Source organism: Pseudomonas sp. DNDY-54, assembly GCF_019880365.1.
In the GTDB taxonomy this organism is placed as follows: Bacteria; Pseudomonadota; Gammaproteobacteria; order Pseudomonadales; family Pseudomonadaceae; genus Stutzerimonas; species Stutzerimonas stutzeri_P.
In genome coordinates this window covers 1343682-1363163 of record NZ_CP082271.1, presented here as the reverse complement: position 1 = coordinate 1363163, position 19482 = coordinate 1343682, and the positions used below count along the sequence as shown (strand labels likewise).

The window sequence follows — 19482 nt, the reverse complement described above, 5'->3', positions numbered from 1 at the left end:
CACGCAGCCATTGGCGCGCAGGTCCGCTACGTCCCGCTATCGGTATTGCAGAAAGACGTTGTCGCGCCCGAACTGGTCACGCAATGCTTGAATCAAGTTGTCGGCCGGGTCGATTCGCCAGCTTTCGCCGAACTGCAGCAAGGCTTTCGCGTCGCTGCCGGTGTACTCCAGGGTAATCGGACAGGCGCCACGATGACGGCCACAGACATCGGCCAGCCAGCGAACCCGATCCCCCTTGAGCGCATCACTGGCTACCTTGACCCGTAAGCTCTCTGCGAGCCCCGTGCGCGCTTCTTCAAGGCTCATTACCCGTTTGGCTCGCAGCCGCAAGCCACCCGAGAAGTCATCATTGCTGACCTCACCTTCCACCACTACGAGCGAATCGGTCTGCAACAGCGCCTGTGCGCTGTTGAACGCCTCAGCGAACAGAGACGCCTCGATTCGCCCGGAACGGTCGTCCAGCGTGATGAAGCCCATCTTGTCGCCTTTCTTGTTCTTCATGACGCGAAGGTTGACGATCAGTCCCGCGATGGTCTGCTCACCTCGCGCGGGACGCAGGTCGATGATTCGCTGGCGAGCAAACCGGCGTACCTCGCCTTCATATTCGTCGATTGGATGGCCGGTCAGGTAAAGCCCCAGCGTGTCCTTCTCGCCCTTGAGCCGTTCTTTAAGCGACAACTCGCGCGCCTTGCGATGGTTTGCATACACATCGGCCTCGGGTTCCGCGAAAAGCCCGCCAAACAGATCCATGTGGCCACTGTCGAGACTCCGAGCGGTCTGCTCAGCCGCCTGGATGGCTTCTTCCATTGCTGACAACAATAGAGCCCGGTTACGGTCAATATTGGCCTGGTAGGCCTTCGGCTCATCGGAAAAATACGGCCCAAGCCGATCCAGCGCGCCACCCCGAATCAACGCCTCAAGGGTGCGTTTGTTGATGCGTTTCAGGTCTACACGACTGCAGAAATCAAACAGGTCCTTGAAAGGGCCGCCTTCATTTCGGCATTCGCATATCGCCTCGACCGGACCCTCACCGACGCCTTTGATGGCGCCTAAACCGTAGATAATCCGTCCGTCCTCGCTGACGGTGAACTTGAATTCGGAATTGTTCACATCCGGCGCGTCGATGCGCAGCTTCATGCTGCGGCATTCCTCGATCAGCGTCACTACCTTGTCGGTGTTGTGCATATCCGCTGATAGCACCGCAGCCATGAAGGGCGATGGATGATGCGCCTTGAGCCAGGCCGTCTGATACGAAACGAGACCATAGGCAGCGGAGTGCGATTTGTTGAAGCCGTAACCGGCAAATTTCTCTACCAGGTCGAAAATGTTACCGGCCAGGTCAGCATCGATGCCGTTGTTTGCGCAGCCTTCAATGAAGCCGCCACGTTGCTTGGCCATCTCTTCGGGCTTTTTCTTACCCATGGCTCGACGCAGCATGTCCGCCTGACCAAGCGTATAGCCGCCCATGACCTGAGCGATCTGCATCACCTGCTCCTGATACAGGATGATGCCGTAGGTAGGTGCCAATACCGGCTTGAGGCCTTCGTACTGATAATCCGAATGCGGGTAAGAAATTTCCGCGCGGCCATGCTTACGGTTGATGAAGTCGTCCACCATGCCGGACTGCAGCGGGCCGGGACGGAACAGCGCAACCAGAGCGATCAGGTCTTCCAGGCAGTCTGGTTTGAGCTTCTTGATCAGCTCTTTCATACCGCGCGATTCGAGCTGGAACACCGCGGTGGTCTCGGCCTTCTGCAGCAGCGAGTAGGTCGGCTTGTCGTCCAGAGGGATGAAATCGATGTTGACCGGCTCGAGACCCTTGCGCGCCTGCTCCCGATTGATGGTCTCGAGCGCCCATTTGATGATGGTCAGGGTACGCAAACCCAGGAAGTCGAACTTGACCAAGCCAGCTTGTTCGACGTCATCCTTGTCGAACTGGGTAACCAGGCTGCCGCCCTCGTCATCGCAAGCAATGGGAGCGAAATCGGTGAGCTTGGTCGGGGCGATGACCACACCGCCAGCATGCTTGCCGGTGCCACGGGTAATGCCTTCGAGCTTGAGCGCCATGTCCCAGATCTCGCGGGCGTCTTCGTCGACAGCGAGGAAATCCCGTAGCGGCTCTTCCATCTCGTAGGCTTTTTCGAGCGTCATACCCACTTCGAACGGAATCATCTTCGACAGTCGATCGGCCAGTCCATAAGACTTGCCTTGCACTCGCGCTACGTCACGCACGACCGCCTTCGCCGCCATGGTGCCAAAAGTGATGATCTGACTGACCGCGTTGCGCCCGTACTTTTCCGCCACGTAATCGATGACCCGGTCCCGGCCATCCATACAGAAATCGACGTCGAAGTCAGGCATGGATACCCGCTCCGGATTGAGGAAGCGCTCGAACAGCAGGTCATAGGCCAGGGGATCTAGATCGGTGATTTTTTGCACGTATGCAACCAGCGAACCGGCGCCCGACCCCCGGCCTGGACCTACCGGGACACCGTTGCTCTTCGCCCACTGGATGAAATCCATCACGATCAGGAAATAGCCCGGGAAGCCCATCTGGATGATGATGTCGAGCTCAAAATTCAGCCGATCGACATAGACTTGCTTCTTTGCCTCGTAGTCTGGCGTGTCGTTTGGCAGCAGCACTTCAAGGCGTTCCTCGAGGCCGTCAAACGAGACCTTGCGGAAGTACTCGTCCATCGTCATGCCGTCAGGGACCGGAAAATCTGGAAGAAAGTAAGTGCCCAGCTGCACTTCGATATTGCAACGCCGTGCGATCTCGACGGTATTTTCCAGTGCCTCGGGCAGGTCGCTGAATAGCTCCCCCATTTCCTCCGGCGTTTTCAGGTACTGCTGATCGGAGTAGTTCCGCGGTCGCCGCGAGTCATCGAGGGTTCGACTTTCACCGATGCAGACACGCGTTTCGTGGGCTTCGAAATCCTCCTGCTTGATGAAGCGAACGTCATTGGTGGCAACCAACGGGACGCTACAACGCTGGGCCAACGCCACCGCAGCGTGCAGGTGCTCTTCGTCATTGACGCGACTGGTGCGCTGCACTTCCAGATAGAAACGCTGCGGAAACGCTTCCTGCCACTCGACGAGCAGTGCCTCGGCCACCGCCTCTTCGCCGTCGAGTAACGCATGACCTATCTCACCTTCCTTAGCGCCGGACAGGGCGATAAGCCCGTCGGAAGCAGCCTTCACCCAGTCACGCTCGATGATGACCTGATCGTTGCGCTGCCCTTCGGTCCAGCCCCGCGAGACCAGCTCGGTAAGGTTTCGGTACCCTTTGCTGTTCATCGCCAGCAGTGTCAGACGAGTGAGCGGACCATCCTCCTCGCGCCCAGCGAGCCAGATATCAGCGCCGCAAATCGGTTTGATTCCGGCGCCTTGGGCCGCTTTGTAAAACTTGACCAGCGAGCACATATTGCTTTGATCAGTAACAGCCACCGCAGGCATTCCGGCGGCCGCCACCGATTTGACCAGCGGCTTCACACGCACCAGTCCGTCGACCAGGGAATACTCGGTGTGTACACGAAGATGGACGAAAGCAACAGGCATGAACGAACCTTGGACTGGCGAAACGATAAGCCGGCGATTGTACCGGAAAGCCCAAGCGATTAAGGCGACTGGTGATGGGCTGCTTTACCAAGCGGTGGCGACTTATCGATCAGACAGGCAACGCAACCATCACGTTAACAGGGTCAGTCAACGAGGCTCGTTCCAACAGATTGCGGACCGGAGCAAATGAGCGACGATGAATAATTGTTGGCCCGAGCCGCTGCAATGCATCCAGATGATGAGGGGTCGGATAACCTTTATGGGCAGCGAGGCCGTAGCCGGGATAACACAGATCCAGCGCGCACATTTCCCGATCACGGCTCACCTTGGCCAGAATCGAGGCCGCTGCGATCGCTGGAACCTGGGCATCGCCCTGAATCACGGGAGCGCTGGGCACCGCAAGCTGGGGGCAGCGATTGCCATCGATCAACGCCAAGCGCGGCGTCACACTCAACCCTTCCACAGCGCGCTGCATAGCTAGCATGGTGGCGTGAAGAATGTTCAGCTGATCAATCTCGTGGACCTCGGCGCGCGCGATGCACCAAGCCAGCGCTTTCTCACAAATCTCCTCGAACAGCGCTTCGCGCCGTGCCTCAGTCAGCTTCTTCGAATCATTAAGCCCTTCGATGGGGCGCCTCGGATCGAGGATCACCGCAGCGGTGACAACGGGACCGCAAAGCGGGCCGCGGCCGACCTCATCGACGCCAGCAACCAGCTCTTCAACCAGGTTAAAATCCAGCCCCATCTGCATTAGCTCGCTCTAACCAGCTCGAGCACCGCGCTGGCAGCCTCATTTGACGCATCACAGCGCAGGGTGCGATGAATAGCGTCGAAACCTTCGGTCTGCACGTCGCCATTGTCGAGTAAGGGCGACAACAACTGCGCCATCGCCTCCGGGGTAGCCGCATCCTGCAACAGCTCAGGCACCAGAAGCCGCTGCGCCAGCAGATTGGGCAACGCCACGTATGGACTCCTCACCATCCGCTTGAGGATCCGAAAGGTCAGCGGCGCCACGCTATACGCAACGACCATGGGTCGCTTGTACAGCAACGCCTCCAGCGTCGCGGTGCCGGAAGCAATTAGCACGGCATTGCAGGCGGCCAGCGCCTCATGCGACCGACCATCGAGCAATGTCAGCGGCAAATCGCGACCTACCAGCATCTGCTCGAGCTGCGCACGGCGCTCGGGATTGGCGCAGGGCACCACAAACCGAATCCCGGGCCGCATTGAGCGCAGCCGATCAGCAGCTGCAATAAAAAGCTCGCCCAGACGGCCCACCTCGCCACCCCGGCTTCCTGGCATCAGCGCAACGATCGAGCCCTCCTGAGGTAAGTTCAGCGCATCCCTAGCAGCAACCCGATCAGGTGCCAGCGGAATTGTGTCAGCGAGCGGATGACCGACGAACCGTACGGATACTTGATGCTCGTCGTAGAACTTCGCCTCAAAGGGGAATAGCGTAAGCATCAGATCGCAGGCGTCACGAATCTTCAGCACGCGCTTCTGCCGCCAGGCCCATACCGAGGGACTGACGTAATGCACGGTTTTGATGCCGTTTCGTCGCAGCCTGAGCGCCAGATCCAGGTTGAAATCTGGTGCATCAATACCGATGAACACATCAGGGCGCAAGTCGAGAAAGGTTTTGAGCAACCGCTTGCGACGCGCCAGAAGCTCTGGCAAGCGACCCAGCACCTCTACCAGCCCCATGACAGCCAGACGCTCCATTGGGAAGTAAGGTTTAAGTCCCTGCGCCTCCATTCGGGGTCCGCCGATCCCAACGAACTCGACATCCGGGTGCTGCGACCTGAGCGCTTGCATTAACCCTGAACCAAGGATGTCGCCGGATGCTTCGCCGGCCACCAGCGCGACTGTCAGCGGCCTGGCCATGTCAGCGTGTGATGCCGCGGTTCGAGGCCTGGACCGAATCCCGGAACAGGGCAACTTCGGGAAATGCTCTGGCATCCGCGGCGAGGGCGGCCAGGGCGGCGTCGACAGTCAACCCTTTGCGGTAAACGATCTTGTAGGCGTTACGCAACGCCAGTATGGCTTCGTCACTGAAGCCACGCCGACGCATGCCCTCAAAGTTCATGCTGCGGGCCTCAGCCGGGTTGCCGAACACCGTGACAAATGCGGGAACGTCCTTACCGATGGCGGTCCCCATCCCCGAGAAACTGTACGCGCCGATGTGACAGTACTGATGGACCAAGGTATAGCCGGACAGAATCGCCCAGTCACCGACATGCACGTGACCCGCCAAGGCGGTGTTGTTGACTAAAATGCAATGGTTGGCAATGACACTGTCGTGGCCGATATGCGCGTAGGCCATGATCAGATTGTGGTCACCGATCGTGGTCTCGCTACGGTCCTGTACGGTGCCGCGGTGAATCGTGACACCTTCACGAATGACATTGTGATCTCCAATCACCAAGCGCGTCGGCTCGCCTTTGTACTTGAGATCAGGCGTGTCCTCGCCGATGGAGGAAAACTGGAAAATTCGATTGCTGCGGCCGATGCGAGTCGGCCCTTTAATGACCACGTGGGACGCGATCACCGTCCCCTCGCCTATCTCGACGTCCGGGCCAATAATCGACCAGGGACCGACCTGAACGTCATCCGCCAGCAGGGCCGCAGGATCGACGATGGCGCGAGGGTCGATCAAAGTCATATCTTCTGTTCCGCACAAATGATTTCGGCGGAGCATACCGGTTTGCCATCAACCGTGGCCCGGCAATCGAACTTCCAGATTCCTCGCTTCGCGCTTATGAAAGATGCTTCAAGCACAAGCTGATCGCCCGGCACGACCGGCTGACGAAAGCGCAACTTATCCGAGCCCACAAAATAATAGAGCGTGCCGTCGGCTGGCTTTGCGCCCATCATCTTGAAGCCAAGTAGCCCCGCCGCTTGCGCCATCGCTTCGATGATCAACACGCCAGGCATGATCGGGTGCTGAGGGAAATGGCCGTTGAAAAACGGCTCGTTGATGGTCACGTTCTTATAAGCGCGAACACGCTTGGCCTCCGTGTCCAACTCCACCACCCGATCCACCAGCAGAAACGGATAGCGGTGGGGCAGGTATTCGCGAATCTCGTTGATATCCATCATATAAAGGGAAAGCCCGTAAGTATTATGAGAGCCAGCACGGCATCACGCCGTACAACCCGATGACGACGCCTTTAGCGAGGCGATCAGCCAATAGGGTCAGGATCAGAAGACGTATCCCCGGATGGGGTCACGGAAGCCAGGCGTTTTTCCACTTGTTGGAGGCGACGAGCCATGTCGTCGAGATGACGAATTCGCGCAGCACTTTTACGCCATTCGGCGGCGGGCTGCATGGCTGTCCCTGACGAATAGCTTCCCGGCTCGGTAATCGATCGGGTGACCATCGTCATTCCGGTAATGAACACGTTGTCGCAGACCTCGATATGCCCAACGAGGCCGGCACCACCGGCAATCATGCAATTTCGTCCGATCTTCGTACTGCCGGAAATTCCAGAACAACCCGCCATCGCCGTGTTGTCACCGATCTGGACGTTATGCGCAATCATGATTTGGTTATCCAGCTTCACGCCGTTACCGATCACCGTGTCCGATATCGCACCGCGATCTATGGTTGTATTCGCACCGATCTCCACATCGTCACCGATACGCACACCGCCAAGCTGGGCTATTTTTTCCCAGCTGCCCCGCTCATTAGCGAAACCGAAGCCCTCCCCGCCAATCACCGCACCGGGCTGGATGACCACCCGCTTACCGATGGTTACGTCATGGCATAGGGTCACGCGAGCAGCAAGCCGGCCACCCGCACCGACACGGCTTCGCGCGCCAACGACTGTCTGAGAGCCTATCTCAACATCTGGACCGATCCAGGCACCTGCCTCAATCACCACCTGAGCCCCGATACGAGCGGTGGGATCAACCTCCGCACTGGGGTCAACAATTGCACTAGGGTGGACACCAACGGGCGTAAAGGGACGCCTTTCAAACAGATGCGAAAGCCGAGCATAGGCCAAATACGGATTGGCAACGACGAGTGTGGCGCCCGAATAACCTTCAGCATCATTGGGCGTCAACAGCACGCCCCCCGCACGGGTAGTACCGAGAAACTTTCGATACTGCGCATTGGCCAGAAAGCTCAGCTGCTCTGGGCCGGCATCTTGTAACGTGGCCAGCCCGGACACCTGAAGCGAGGGATCACCGTGCAGCTCCGCCCCGAGCCGCTCGGCCAGATCGCCGAGCGTATAGACAACAGTGTTCATCAGCGCTGCTGATTCATGCGCTCAATGACTTGGCGGGTGATGTCGTATTGCGGTTTGACATCAACTACCGCGCCGCGCTCGAGCACTAGATCGTAATCACCCTTCTTGATGACCTCTTCCACTGATTTGTCCAATTTGGGCTTGAGCTGCTTGAGCATGTCGCGATCGGCGGCTGCCTTGGACTCATTGAGCTCTTTAGAGAGGAACTGGAAGTCGCGGGCCTTCTGCTTGAATTCCAGCTCGAGACGCTCACGTTCGGCTTGCTGCATCTTGTCACCGTCCTTGCCAAGACGGTCCTGGATGCGCTTGGCATCACTTTCCAGCCCCTTGAGCTTCTCCAGCTGTGGGCCGAACTTCTTTTCTGCGTCCACTGAATAGCGCTTGGCAGCGTCTGATTCAAGCAGTGCCATCTGGTAGTTCATCACCGCGATCTTCATTTCGGCGAATGCGGGGGTCGCTACCAGAGCAGCGGTAACAACAAGCAATTGGGTCAGCTTACGCACGGTATTTACCACTCTTCATGAAATGCGCTGGAGCATCGCTCCAGGTGATTAAAAGGTTTGGCCAAGCGAGAACTGGAACACCTGAGTATCGGCTTCGTCCGGCTTCATAACCGGCATCGCCAGGCTAAAACTCAAGGGCCCCATGGCGGTAATCCAGGTGAGGCCAACACCAACCGAGCTGGCTACATCGCCTATGTCGATATCGCTGCACTTGGTAGAGCCCGACGGGCAGTTGGTATCGTAGACGTTACCGACATCCCAGAACACCGAGGTACGCAGCGAACGCTGATCCTTGACGAACGGCATTGGGAACAGCAACTCCATTCCACCCTGGATGAGCACGTTGCCGCCGAACGGCAGCGCGTCCTGATCTGGATCCCTTTCGGTGCCGGCGTTGCTGCCATCACTCGGCGTACTCCGCGGCCCAAGGCTGCTGTCCTCGAAGCCGCGAACCGAATTGAATCCGCCCGCATAGTAATGCTCATAGAACGGCAAGCGTGAGGTAGACCCGTAGGCATCGCCATAGCCCAGCTGAGTGTGCAGACGCATGGTGTATGTCTGCGTGACCGGCACGAACAGCTGCGCGTTGTAATCGAGTTTATAGAAAGACAGATCGCTGCCCGGGATGGTGGTTTCGAGGGAAAGGCTCTGTGAGTGACCCCGCGTCGCCAGCACGCCACGGTTCAGCGTAGATTCGGACCAACCTACCGAGGCCTTGAAATTGAGGTAGCTGTCGCCCTCTTCTTCCATGAAATCAAAAATCTCATCAACGGTGTAGCGGCCGCTGTCGATCGTATCCTGCTGCGCGGACAGGCCAAACGATAGCCTCGACGTCTCACTGATCGGATAGCCAATATTTACGCCACCACCCAAGCTGTCGACCGAGTAGCTGGACACGTCATAGTCCAGTTCGTCGTAGTCGGTGGTGCGATAGAAGGCGTTGTACCCGAGGCTGACGCCGTCTTCGGTCCAGTAGGGATCTACGAAACCGAAGTTGTAACGCGACTGGTATTCGCTGCGGGTGAGCCCGACACTGACGCGGTTGCCGGTACCCAGGAAGTTGTTCTGGCTGATCGACCCGCCAAGAATAAGGCCGGCATTCTGCGCGAAGCCTATGCTCGCCATGATCGAGCCGGATGGTTGCTCTTCAACACTGTAGTTGACATCAATCTGGTCATCGGTGCCTGGCACCTGAGGCGTTTCGACGTTCACTTCCTTGAAGAAGCCTAGACGCTCCAAACGTGTTTTGGACTGATCGATCAGATATGTAGAGGCCCAGCCTCCTTCCATCTGACGCATCTCGCGACGCAACACTTCGTCTTCGGTCTTGGTGTTTCCGCGGAAGTTGATGCGATTGACATAGGCCCGCTTCCCCGGATCAACCACAAAGGTGATCGCGACAGTGTTGTCTTCGTCGTTGGTTTCCGGGACGCCGTTGACGTTGGCAAAGGTATAACCTTCGTTACCCAGGCGCCGCGTGATCAGTTCCGAGGTGGTAGTCATCACCTTGCGTGAAAAGACTTGACCTTCCTTTGCCAACAGCAGCGACTGCAGCTCGTCCTGCGGCACTTTCAAATCACCACTCAACTTAACGTCGCTGACGGTATAACGATCACCTTCAGCAATGTTGACAGTGATATAGACGTCTTTTTTATCCGGTGTTATCGATACCTGAGTAGAAGTGATATCCATATTGATGTAGCCGCGATCCAGATAATACGAACGTAACCGTTCGAGGTCGCCGGATAGCTTTTCACGGGCATATTTGTCGTCGTTGCGGAAGAACGACAACCAGTTACTGGTTTTGAGCTCGAACAGATCGGTGAGATCTTCGTCCGGAAACACCGAATTGCCGACAACGTTAATATGTTTAATCGCCGCGACGGAGCCTTCGTTGATATTGATTTTCAAGGCAACGCGGTTACGTGGCTGCGGGACCACCTCCGTTTCGATGGTGGCGGAATAACGGCCCTGCGCCACGTACTGGCGCTGCAACTCGTTGCGCACACCTTCGAGCGTGGCGCGCTGGAAGATTTCACCCTCCGCAAGCCCCGACTGTTGCAAACCGGAAAGCAAGTCTTCGGTCTTGATCGCCTTGTTGCCATCGATTTCGATACCTGAGATCGACGGTCGCTCAACAACGTTGATCACGAGCACATCGCCTTCACGTCCGAGCTGGATGTCCTCGAAGAAACCAGTGCGGAACAGTGCGCGGGTTGCATCTACCAGACGACTGTCATCAGCGGCCTGTCCGACATTCAATGGCAGCGCGCCGAATACGCTGCCTGCGGAGACCCGCTGCAGGCCATTGACACGTATATCGGAGATGGTGAAGGACTCGGCGTGAACTTCGGCAATCATCAGTGCGGAAATTACCGCAGGTAGCAGCAGACGTTTCATGAAGTCCTTTCTTTTCAAACCTGATAATTGAACCTGCGCTTGGCGCGGCGACATCAAGGTATATGGCGATTAAAGGCGGCCAAGGTCGTTGACCAACGCAAGCAGCATCACCCCAACAACCAGGCTGATACCGATCTGTACTCCCCAGCCCTGGACCTTGTCCGACAGCGGACGTCCACGGACCCACTCAACCAGATAGAAGAGCAGATGCCCACCATCCAGGACCGGGATAGGCAATAGATTGAGTACTCCAAGACTTATGCTCAGGTAGGCGAGGAAATTCAGAAAGTCGCCCGCGCCGGACTGTGCAGAAGCGCCCGCCACTTTAGCAATGGTTATCGGACCGCTCAAGTTTTTTACCGAGAGCTCCCCGAAGAGCATTTTCTTTAACGAATCTAGCGTTAGGACGCTCATCGACCAGGTTCTGCGGATACCTTCACCGACCGCCTCGACCGGCCCATGGCTGACATTGCGAAGCATTTCCGCTGGCCACTCACCACCCGCGACTCCAGCACCCAGATACCCCCAACGCTTTTCCCCCTCGCCTCTTTCAGCCAGCGTCAGCGGCACATCGATGACCTGCGCATCACGCTCAACCTGGAGCAGAACAGTCTGACCGCCTAGCGGCCTGACACGATCGATGACTTCCTGCCATTCGCTCAACCGATTGCCGTCGAGGCTGACCAGACGATCACCGAGGCGCACGCCTGCGCTCTGCGCCGGCCCGTCCGGATCCAATTGTGCAACGATCGGGGCGATCGCTGGACGCCAGGGCCGAATACCTAACGAGCCGATCGGGTCCGGCTCCTCAGCACCTTTCAACCAGTCCTTCAACTCCAGCTGAAGCTGCTGCGGCTGATCCCCATTGGCACGGACGAGCATCTCGAGCGAGCCGCTTTCACCCAGCCGTCGGATCAACTGAAGGTTAACCTCCGACCAGCCAGCGGTCGGCTTACCGTTGATCTCAATAATCTCTTGCCCAGGCAAGAGACCGGCGCGATCGGCGAGACTGCCAACCTCAACAGCGCCGACTACTGGCCGAACCTGCTCGGAACCCAGCATCGCCAGCACCCAAAAGAACACCAGGGCGAGCAGGAAGTTAGCGAGCGGTCCAGCCGATACGATGGCGAAGCGCTGGCGCACGGTCTTGCGATTGAATGTTTGGCTCAATAACGCGGAAGGCACGTCACCTTCACGCTCGTCGAGCATTTTTACGTAGCCGCCGAGGGGGATCGCTGCAATAACAAACTCGGTACCGTGGCGGTCGTGCCAACGGACCAGCGGGCGACCGAAACCTACCGAGAAACGCAGAACCTTGACGCCGCAACGACGTGCGACCCAAAAATGTCCGTACTCGTGAAAAGTGACCAGAACCCCCAATGCCACAAGGGTGCCAATGATCATGTACAGCGCGCCCATATTTTCCTCTGCCCAAAGGCGTATTTAGGAGTCAATTGCTCCGCGGAGCGCTAAACGCAACATTGTCGCGACTCGCCAGGCGTTCGGTTAACTAGCGATCATGGTCGTGCAGCCAGCGAGAAGCTAGTCTACGAGCCTGCGCATCGGCAGCAAGTACATCCGCCAGGCAACGCGTCGGAACCGATGCTTCCTTATTAAGGACGCCCTCGATGATACCTGCGATCTCGGTGAAGCGAATCCGACCTTTGAGAAAGGCATCCACCGCCACTTCGTTGGCGGCATTGAGCATCGCCGGCGCCGTCCCGCCATCTTGAGCGGCCTGCCGGGCGATGCGGAGACAAGGGAATCTCAAGTGGTCAGGGGCCTCGAAATCGAGGCGTCCCGTCTGCAACAAATCGAGCGCCGATACACCCGAATCGATTCGCTCTGGCCAAGCCAGGGCATGCGCGATCGGAGTGCGCATGTCCGGATTGCCCAGCTGCGCCAACACCGATCCATCTATGTAGTCGACCATAGAATGAATGACGCTCTGCGGGTGAATGACCACTTCTACCTGGTCCGGCTGCGCATCGAACAACCAGCACGCCTCAATTAGCTCGAGCCCTTTATTCATCATGCTTGCGGAATCGACGGATATCTTGCGCCCCATTGACCAGTTCGGGTGTGCGCAGGCTTGGTCAGGGGACACCGCAGCCAACTGCTCCAATGGCATCTGGCGAAATGGCCCACCGGAGGCAGTGAGCAGAATTCGTCTCACCCCAACACGACTCAGCCCCTTTGAATAGCCGCCGGGAAGACACTGAAAGATGGCGTTGTGTTCGCTATCAATGGGTAGCAGTACGGCGTCACTGTCGCGCAACGCCTGCATGAACAACGCGCCGGACATAACCAGCGCCTCCTTGTTCGCCAGCAATACCCGCTTGCTGGCTTGGACGGCCGCCAGCGTTGGGCTCAATCCTGCAGCACCCACAATCGCAGCCATAACCACATCTACTTCAGGATGGGCTGCAACCTCGCTCAGCCCACCCTCGCCCACCAAGACCCGGGTCCTGATCCCGTCGCTGTCAAGTTGGCTCTGCAACTCCCGGGCGTTGCCACCATCAGGTACGACAGCGTAGCGGGGACGGTGCTTACGGCAAAGAATACGCAACTCCGCGATACGACTGAACGCTGTTAGCGCGAACACTTCGTAGCGTTCCGGATGACGAGCAATGACGTCCAACGTGCTCAAACCAATAGACCCGGTCGCACCAAGCACCGTGGCCTGCAACAGGCCGCTCACCATGCCCCCCAACCAGCGAGCCAAAGGAGAACTGTGAAGACAGGCACCGCAGCGGTCAGGCTATCGATGCGATCCATCACCCCGCCGTGCCCAGGCAACAATTGACTGCTGTCCTTGATGCCCGAGCTACGCTTGAACATGCTTTCGGTAAGATCACCTACGACCGAGATCAAAACCACCAGAGCCGCTCCAAGCAATGCCAGTACCAGCTCCCGCGGTGACCAATTCTGATACAACCCAACGCCAGCGGTAATCAGCAGACTGGTAAGCACCCCGCCCACCAAACCTTCCCAACTTTTACCTGGGCTGACCTGAGGGGCAAGTTTGCGACGACCGAGCGCCTTACCGGAAAAGTAGGCACCGATGTCGGCGGCCCAGACCAGCACCATGACGGCCACAATAAGCCAATTACCTTGCGGCCACTGCTTGAGCACTACCAAGGCCTGCCAGGCCGGAAGCAAAACCAGCAGACCGATCACCAAGCTACCGAGTCGACCACCCCAGTGGCGCTGGCTGCTTGGATAACTGAGCACCAGACCCGTTGCCGCTAGCCACCAAACGACACCAAGCGGCAGCAACCACGCAGTAAACACAGGGAACCGATACAGACCGGCAAGTAGCAGCGCAACGACAAGCGCGTAGCCTACGCGCGCAACCTGACCAGCAACCCCAGCCAGGCGCGCCCATTCCCATGCGCCAAGGACCACCACTACGCCGATAAAAACGGCAAACGCGAGATTTTCGAGGAGAAAAAATCCGATCAGGGCGACTGGCAGCAAGATCGCGGCTGTAATGATGCGTTGCTTCAACATTCGACACGAACCTCAGTCTCGACCTGATCGCCGGTTTTTCCAAAACGGCGTTGCCGCTTTGAAAAATCAGCCAAAGCGGCGCGCATGGCATCGTGCTTGAAATCCGGCCAGAACAGGTCGGAGAAGTACAGTTCTGCGTAGGCCAACTGCCACAACAGGAAATTACTGATACGTCGCTCACCGCCGGTACGGATACAGAGATCGGGCGGGGGCATATCACCCGTGGCGAGATAACGCTGAAACAGTGCCGGCGTGACTTCGTCTGGACTGAGGCGCCCATCCTGGGCTTCGCGCGCCATTCGCTGCGCGGCCTGAACGATATCCCACTGCCCGCCGTAGTTAGCGGCAACTTGCAGCACGAAACGATCAGGCCCAGCTGTCATTTCTTCGGCTTCCAGCATCGCCGCCTGCAGCTCGGGATGGAATCGCGACCGATCCCCGATGATCCGCAGACTAATTCCATTCTCATTAAGCTTGCGCGCCTCACGGCGCAGGGCAGTCAGAAATAGCTCCATCAACGCGCCAACCTCGTCGGCCGGCCGCTGCCAGTTTTCACTGGAGAAAGCAAACAATGTCAGCACCTCGACACCCGCCTCAGCGCACACCTCTATGACGGCGCGCACCGCATCGACACCGGCTTTGTGCCCAGCGACGCCCGGCAAGAGCCGCCGTTTTGCCCAGCGATTGTTGCCATCCATGATGACTGCGACGTGACGGGGTACACTCCGCCCGGCAATCTGCCTGACCTTTTCCATGAAACGACTCTACCTGCGCTCAATCATGCTGCGAACAATAGGAGAAATTGCCGGCTGCAATTTCCGGGGATACGACGGGTTAGCCCCTGGCGCTCCGCTCCACACAGGATTGAAGCGCTCCGACGTGAGCAGTACGGACGACATCCAGTCCAGCACTCTCAAACAGCCATCAGGTCGCTTTCCTTGCCCTCAAGCGCCTTATCAATCTCCGCAACGTACTTGTCGGTCAGCTTTTGAACGTCGTCCTGTCCGCGGCGTTCCTCGTCTTCGCTGATTTCCTTTTCCTTCACCAGATCCTTGAGTTGCCCGATGGCATCGCGGCGTATGTTCCGCACTGCCACGCGGGCGTTCTCAGCTTCAGCACGTGCCTGCTTCGTGAAACCCTTACGGGTTTCCTCGGTTAGCGCCGGCATCGGTACGCGAATGGTGGTACCCGCCGTTGCCGGATTCAAACCCAAGTCAGAGGTCATAATGGCTTTTTCAACCGCCTGGATCATGCCTTTGTCAAACACGGTCAATGCCAGAGTCCGTGAATCTTCAGCGATGACGTTGGCTATCTGGCGCAAAGGCGTATCACTACCGTAGTAAGACACCATCACGCTATCGAGGATGCTTGGGTGGGCTCGGCCGGTACGGATCTTGGCGAATGCATGACCCAGGGATTCCAAGGTCTTCTTCATACGCTCTTGGGCGTCTTGCTTGATCTCGTTGATCATTGGTTCTGTTCCTCGATCAGGGTTCCTTCAGCGCCGCCGAGCACGATATTGAGCAAAGCACCGGGCTTGTTCATGTTGAACACCCGCAGCGGCATGTTGTGGTCGCGGCACAGGCAGATGGCGGTCAGATCCATGACGCCCAGCTTGCGATCAAGCACGTCATCATAGGTCAGCTGTTCGAATTTCTCGGCATTTGGGTCCTTGAACGGATCGGCGGTGTATACCCCGTCAACCTTGGTGGCCTTGAGCACGACGTCCGCATGAATCTCGATGGCACGCAAACAAGCAGCCGAATCGGTGGTGAAGAACGGATTACCGGTGCCAGCAGAGAAGATAACCACCTCCCCGCTCTTAAGGTGACGCATCGCTTTGCGACGGTCGTAGTGATCGGTCACACCCACCATGGAAATAGCAGACATGACCAATGCAGGAATATTGGAGCGCTCTAACGCATCGCGCATGGCCAGCGAATTCATGACCGTGGCCAGCATGCCCATATGGTCGCCAGTCACGCGATCCATGCCCGCTGCGGAAAGCGCCGCGCCCCGGAACAGATTGCCACCCCCAATGACCAGGCCAACCTCTACGCCTATACCCACCAGCTGCCCGACTTCCAAGGCCATACGATCCAGCACTTTAGGATCGATGCCGAAATCTTCCGAACCCATTAAGGCTTCGCCGCTTAATTTGAGCAGAATGCGTTTATAGCGAGGATTGCGTGCACTCATCTGCTGAGCCATTGGCGTTGTCTCTCCTGCGGCATGTGTATGACCAGCTGGCGCTACGGCCAGAAAATATCTGCGCTATGACAGCGCAGCCATGAGTTTGTGCCAAGCGGCGACTATAGCGCGGCAAAAAAAACTTTCGGCACCCCAGTCCGACAAAGAGGCCGCACGCGCAAGCGGGCAGCCTCTTCGAGGACGGCAGAAGCGACTTACTGCTTAGTGGCAGCTACCTGAGCGGCGACCTCAGCTGCGAAGTCGACCTCTCCACGCTCGATACCTTCGCCTACTTCGTAACGCACGAAGGAAACGATTTCAGCACCGGCTTTCTTCGCCAGATCACCCACTTTGACATCCGGATCTTTGACGAAGGCCTGCTCGACCAGACTGGCTTCAGCGAGGAACTTGCTGATGCGACCGGCCACCATCTTCTCGACGATTTCGGCAGGCTTGCCCTTGATCTTGTCTTCATTCAGCGCGAGGAAAATCTCTTTCTCCTTGGCAACCGCTTCCTCGGACACCTGAGACGGGTCCAGGAACTGCGGGTTGCTGGCGGCGACATGCATGGCAATTTCCTTGGCCAGCTCGACGTTACCGCCCTTCAGCGCAACCAAAACGCCGATGCGGTGGCCGTGCAGATAGGAACCCACCAGATCCGCCTCGACGGAGGTCAGGCGGCGAATGTTAACGTTCTCACCGCACTTGGCAACCAGTGCTTCGCGATCAGACTCCTGAGCAGCGATCAGCGGAGCAGCATCGCTCAGCTTGTCAGCAAAGGCTTTCTCGACACTGCTGCTGACAAAATTCTTGAAGTCGTCCTGCAGGGCCAGGAAGTCAGTCTGCGAGTTGACTTCAATGATCACCGCACGGGTGTTGTCATCGGCAACCTTGACCGCAATCGCGCCTTCAGCAGCAATATTGCCTGCTTTCTTGGCTGCCTTGATGGCGCCAGCCGCACGCATATCATCAATGGCTTTCTCGATGTCGCCGCCAGCTGCGGTAAGTGCTTTTTTGCAATCCATCATGCCTTGGCCAGTGCGCTCGCGCAGTTCTTTAACCAGGGCCGCAGTGATCTCTGCCATGTTCGCAAATCCTCTCGATTCGATGTTCGATCAAACCCTTACCTCGGGCGATCAATTCGGAATTGGCAAAAAGGGGGCATAGCCCCCTTTCTGTTCAACGGGTAACAGCTATGTGATTGCCGGGCTCAGCCTTGAGCAGCCTCAGGGGCAGCTTCTTCGACGAACTCGTCAGCTCCACCAGCGCCATTCTGACGACCACGCAGTACAGCATCGGCCATGGAGCCCAGATACAGTTGCACGGCACGGATGGCATCATCATTACCAGGAATGATGTAGTCGACGCCTTCCGGGCTGCTGTTGGTATCGACGATACCGATAACCGGAATGCCCAGCTTGTTGGCTTCGGAGATAGCGATACGCTCATGATCAACGTCTACGACGAACATCGCGTCGGGCAGACCACCCATATCCTTGATACCACCCAGGCTACGATCCAATTTTTCCAGATCACGGGTGCGCATCAGGGCTTCTTTCTTGGTCAGCTTCTCGAAAGTACCGTCCTGAGACTGAACTTCAAGTTCGCGCAGGCGCTTGATCGAGGCACGGATAGTCTTGTAGTTGGTCAGCATGCCGCCCAACCAGCGATGATCGACGTACGGCGAACCGCAACGAGCGGCCTCTTCGCGAACGATCTTGCCAGCAGAGCGCTTGGTGCCAACGAACAGAATCTTGTTCTTGCCTGCAGCCAGCTTTTCAACGAAACGCAGAGCGTCGTTGAACATCGGCATGGTCTTTTCAAGGTTGATGATGTGAATCTTATTGCGCGCGCCGAAGATGTACTTGTCCATCTTCGGGTTCCAATAACGGGTTTGGTGGCCGAAGTGCACACCGGCCTTCAGCATATCGCGCATGGTGACTTGAGACATGTTACTTCCTCAGATAAGTCGGGTTAGGCCTCCACGCGTCCCGATATCCAACTCTTGCGAGCACCCAGGATACCGTGTCGACACGTGTGTGGGGTCAGGCTCCGCGGGTAGTCCTCGCAGAGCGGCGCGTTTTATAGCATAAAGATCCCGTAGAGGCTAGCGCACTTGTAGCTGCCGCAGACCCAGCAACCCAATCAGTCCGAAGCATCAGTGCTGCCTTCGACGCCAGGGACGCCTGCAGGCCAAAGGCGCTTTGGTTTATCATTTGACCTTTCGAATTCCCGCCTGCGCCCCTGGGCGCCAAGAGGATTGCATGACCGTTTCCATCAAGACACCCGAAGATATCGAGAAAATGCGCATTGCTGGCCGCCTGGCCGCCGAGGTGCTGGAAATGATCGCCGAGCACATCAAGCCAGGCGTAACCACCGACGAACTCGATCGGCTCTGCCACGAGCATATCGTCAACGTGCAACAGGCCATACCCGCACCGCTTAACTACAAGGGCTTCCCGAAGTCGATCTGTACGTCTATTAATCATGTGGTGTGTCATGGCATCCCCAATGACAAACCGTTGAAAGAAGGCGACATCCTGAACATCGACATTACTGTCATTAAGGATGGCTACCACGGCGACACCAGCCGCATGTTCCTCGTCGGCAAAGCGCCAGAATGGGCCGAGCGGTTGTGCAAGGTCACCCAGGAATGCCTCTATAAAGGCATCGAGATCGTCCGCCCCGGAACCCGGCTTGGCGATATTGGTGAGGTGATTCAGAAGCACGCTGAGAAAAACGGCTTTTCTGTCGTTCGTGAATACTGTGGACACGGGATCGGAAAGGTGTTTCATGAAGAGCCGCAGGTGCTCCACTACGGCCGAGCGGGAACCGGGCTGGAGCTGAAGGAAGGCATGACGTTCACCATTGAGCCAATGATCAATCAGGGCCGTTCGGAGACTCGCTTGCTCGGCGACGGCTGGACCGCCATTACCAAAGACCGCAAGCTGTCCGCCCAGTGGGAGCACACAATTGTAGTCACCGCTGATGGGTACGAAATCTTTACCCTGCGCAGCGATGACACCATCCCCCGCACATCACCATGATCAGCTGACCCAACCATG

The 19482-nt window shown here is 57.5% G+C and carries 17 protein-coding genes; 1 reads left to right on the top strand and 16 read right to left on the bottom strand.

What is annotated here, in order from left to right; genetic code table 11:
- Window positions 1-36: 36 nt before the first annotated feature.
- The 16 genes from dnaE to rpsB all read right to left on the bottom strand — a co-directional run bounded on the left by dnaE (window position 37) and on the right by rpsB (window position 18368).
- Window positions 37-3558 carry a DNA polymerase III subunit alpha gene (gene dnaE / locus K4O48_RS06370; RefSeq protein WP_222911218.1) on the bottom strand — a complete coding sequence of 1174 codons (3522 nt, stop codon included), beginning with the start codon at window positions 3556-3558 and terminating at the stop codon, window positions 37-39.
- A 109-nt stretch (window positions 3559-3667) separates the two neighbouring features.
- Window positions 3668-4309: a ribonuclease HII gene (gene rnhB / locus K4O48_RS06365; protein WP_222911217.1), complete on the bottom strand. Its 642-nt coding sequence runs from the start codon at window positions 4307-4309 to the stop codon at window positions 3668-3670.
- Complete coding sequence (gene lpxB / locus K4O48_RS06360) at window positions 4309-5442, bottom strand: lipid-A-disaccharide synthase (protein ID WP_222911216.1); 1134 nt, start codon at window positions 5440-5442, stop codon at window positions 4309-4311. Before lpxB ends, rnhB begins: the two co-directional genes overlap by 1 nt.
- Window position 5443: 1 nt before the next feature.
- Window positions 5444-6220: an acyl-ACP--UDP-N-acetylglucosamine O-acyltransferase gene (lpxA, locus tag K4O48_RS06355; RefSeq protein WP_222911215.1), complete on the bottom strand. Its 777-nt coding sequence runs from the start codon at window positions 6218-6220 to the stop codon at window positions 5444-5446.
- Window positions 6217-6657, bottom strand: coding sequence for a 3-hydroxyacyl-ACP dehydratase FabZ (gene fabZ, locus K4O48_RS06350; RefSeq protein ID WP_222911214.1), 441 nt, complete (start codon window positions 6655-6657; stop codon window positions 6217-6219). The genes lpxA and fabZ overlap by 4 nt, the downstream gene beginning before the upstream one ends.
- 83 nt (window positions 6658-6740) lie before the next feature.
- On the bottom strand, window positions 6741-7814 hold the full coding sequence (lpxD, locus tag K4O48_RS06345; RefSeq protein WP_222912009.1) for a UDP-3-O-(3-hydroxymyristoyl)glucosamine N-acyltransferase: 1074 nt from the start codon (window positions 7812-7814) through the stop codon (window positions 6741-6743).
- Window positions 7811-8314, bottom strand: coding sequence for an OmpH family outer membrane protein (locus K4O48_RS06340; protein ID WP_222911213.1), 504 nt, complete (start codon window positions 8312-8314; stop codon window positions 7811-7813). The genes lpxD and K4O48_RS06340 overlap by 4 nt, the downstream gene beginning before the upstream one ends.
- Before the next feature lie 48 nt (window positions 8315-8362).
- Entirely contained in the window at window positions 8363-10714 is a 2352-nt protein-coding gene (gene bamA / locus K4O48_RS06335; RefSeq protein ID WP_222911212.1) for an outer membrane protein assembly factor BamA, read from the bottom strand.
- Between the two features lie 69 nt (window positions 10715-10783).
- Complete coding sequence (gene rseP / locus K4O48_RS06330; protein WP_222911211.1) at window positions 10784-12133, bottom strand: RIP metalloprotease RseP; 1350 nt, start codon at window positions 12131-12133, stop codon at window positions 10784-10786.
- A 91-nt stretch (window positions 12134-12224) separates the two neighbouring features.
- Entirely contained in the window at window positions 12225-13418 is a 1194-nt protein-coding gene (gene ispC / locus K4O48_RS06325; protein WP_409518925.1) for a 1-deoxy-D-xylulose-5-phosphate reductoisomerase, read from the bottom strand.
- On the bottom strand, window positions 13412-14227 hold the full coding sequence (locus K4O48_RS06320; protein ID WP_222911210.1) for a phosphatidate cytidylyltransferase: 816 nt from the start codon (window positions 14225-14227) through the stop codon (window positions 13412-13414). The genes ispC and K4O48_RS06320 overlap by 7 nt, the downstream gene beginning before the upstream one ends.
- Window positions 14221-14982 (bottom strand): polyprenyl diphosphate synthase, encoded by a 762-nt coding sequence (gene uppS / locus K4O48_RS06315; protein ID WP_222911209.1) that lies wholly within the window; start codon window positions 14980-14982, stop codon window positions 14221-14223. The genes K4O48_RS06320 and uppS overlap by 7 nt, the downstream gene beginning before the upstream one ends.
- 158 nt (window positions 14983-15140) lie before the next feature.
- A complete protein-coding gene (frr, locus tag K4O48_RS06310) occupies window positions 15141-15698 on the bottom strand; it encodes a ribosome recycling factor (protein ID WP_222911208.1) in 558 nt (185 codons plus the stop codon).
- Window positions 15695-16438 carry a UMP kinase gene (pyrH, locus tag K4O48_RS06305; protein ID WP_019342381.1) on the bottom strand — a complete coding sequence of 248 codons (744 nt, stop codon included), beginning with the start codon at window positions 16436-16438 and terminating at the stop codon, window positions 15695-15697. Before pyrH ends, frr begins: the two co-directional genes overlap by 4 nt.
- Window positions 16439-16632: 194 nt before the next feature.
- On the bottom strand, window positions 16633-17502 hold the full coding sequence (tsf, locus tag K4O48_RS06300) for a translation elongation factor Ts (RefSeq protein ID WP_222911207.1): 870 nt from the start codon (window positions 17500-17502) through the stop codon (window positions 16633-16635).
- A gap of 125 nt (window positions 17503-17627) precedes the next feature.
- Window positions 17628-18368, bottom strand: a complete 741-nt coding sequence (gene rpsB, locus K4O48_RS06295; protein ID WP_222911206.1) for a 30S ribosomal protein S2 — start codon at window positions 18366-18368, stop codon at window positions 17628-17630.
- Window positions 18369-18681: 313 nt separating this feature from the next.
- On the opposite strand from rpsB, the gene map reads away from it, so the two are divergent.
- The gene (gene map, locus K4O48_RS06290) at window positions 18682-19464 is read left to right on the top strand and encodes a type I methionyl aminopeptidase (RefSeq protein ID WP_222911205.1); all 783 of its coding nucleotides are present in this window, start codon (window positions 18682-18684) and stop codon (window positions 19462-19464) included.
- The last annotated feature ends 18 nt before the right edge of the window (window positions 19465-19482 follow it).

Excerpts from the sequence above, each read along its gene's own strand:
- dnaE (WP_222911218.1), bottom strand. The coding sequence starts at position 3,558 with ATGCCTGTTGCTTTCGTCCATCTTCGTGTACACACCGAGTATTCCCTG.
- rnhB (WP_222911217.1), bottom strand. The coding sequence starts at position 4,309 with ATGCAGATGGGGCTGGATTTTAACCTGGTTGAAGAGCTGGTTGCTGGC.
- lpxB (WP_222911216.1), bottom strand. The coding sequence starts at position 5,442 with ATGGCCAGGCCGCTGACAGTCGCGCTGGTGGCCGGCGAAGCATCCGGC.
- lpxA (WP_222911215.1), bottom strand. The coding sequence starts at position 6,220 with ATGACTTTGATCGACCCTCGCGCCATCGTCGATCCTGCGGCCCTGCTG.
- fabZ (WP_222911214.1), bottom strand. The coding sequence starts at position 6,657 with ATGATGGATATCAACGAGATTCGCGAATACCTGCCCCACCGCTATCCG.
- bamA (WP_222911212.1), bottom strand. The coding sequence starts at position 10,714 with ATGAAACGTCTGCTGCTACCTGCGGTAATTTCCGCACTGATGATTGCC.
- rseP (WP_222911211.1), bottom strand. The coding sequence starts at position 12,133 with ATGGGCGCGCTGTACATGATCATTGGCACCCTTGTGGCATTGGGGGTT.
- ispC (WP_409518925.1), bottom strand. The coding sequence starts at position 13,418 with ATGGTGAGCGGCCTGTTGCAGGCCACGGTGCTTGGTGCGACCGGGTCT.
- K4O48_RS06320 (WP_222911210.1), bottom strand. The coding sequence starts at position 14,227 with ATGTTGAAGCAACGCATCATTACAGCCGCGATCTTGCTGCCAGTCGCC.
- uppS (WP_222911209.1), bottom strand. The coding sequence starts at position 14,982 with ATGGAAAAGGTCAGGCAGATTGCCGGGCGGAGTGTACCCCGTCACGTC.
- frr (WP_222911208.1), bottom strand. The coding sequence starts at position 15,698 with ATGATCAACGAGATCAAGCAAGACGCCCAAGAGCGTATGAAGAAGACC.
- pyrH (WP_019342381.1), bottom strand. The coding sequence starts at position 16,438 with ATGGCTCAGCAGATGAGTGCACGCAATCCTCGCTATAAACGCATTCTG.
- tsf (WP_222911207.1), bottom strand. The coding sequence starts at position 17,502 with ATGGCAGAGATCACTGCGGCCCTGGTTAAAGAACTGCGCGAGCGCACT.
- rpsB (WP_222911206.1), bottom strand. The coding sequence starts at position 18,368 with ATGTCTCAAGTCACCATGCGCGATATGCTGAAGGCCGGTGTGCACTTC.
- map (WP_222911205.1), top strand. The coding sequence starts at position 18,682 with ATGACCGTTTCCATCAAGACACCCGAAGATATCGAGAAAATGCGCATT.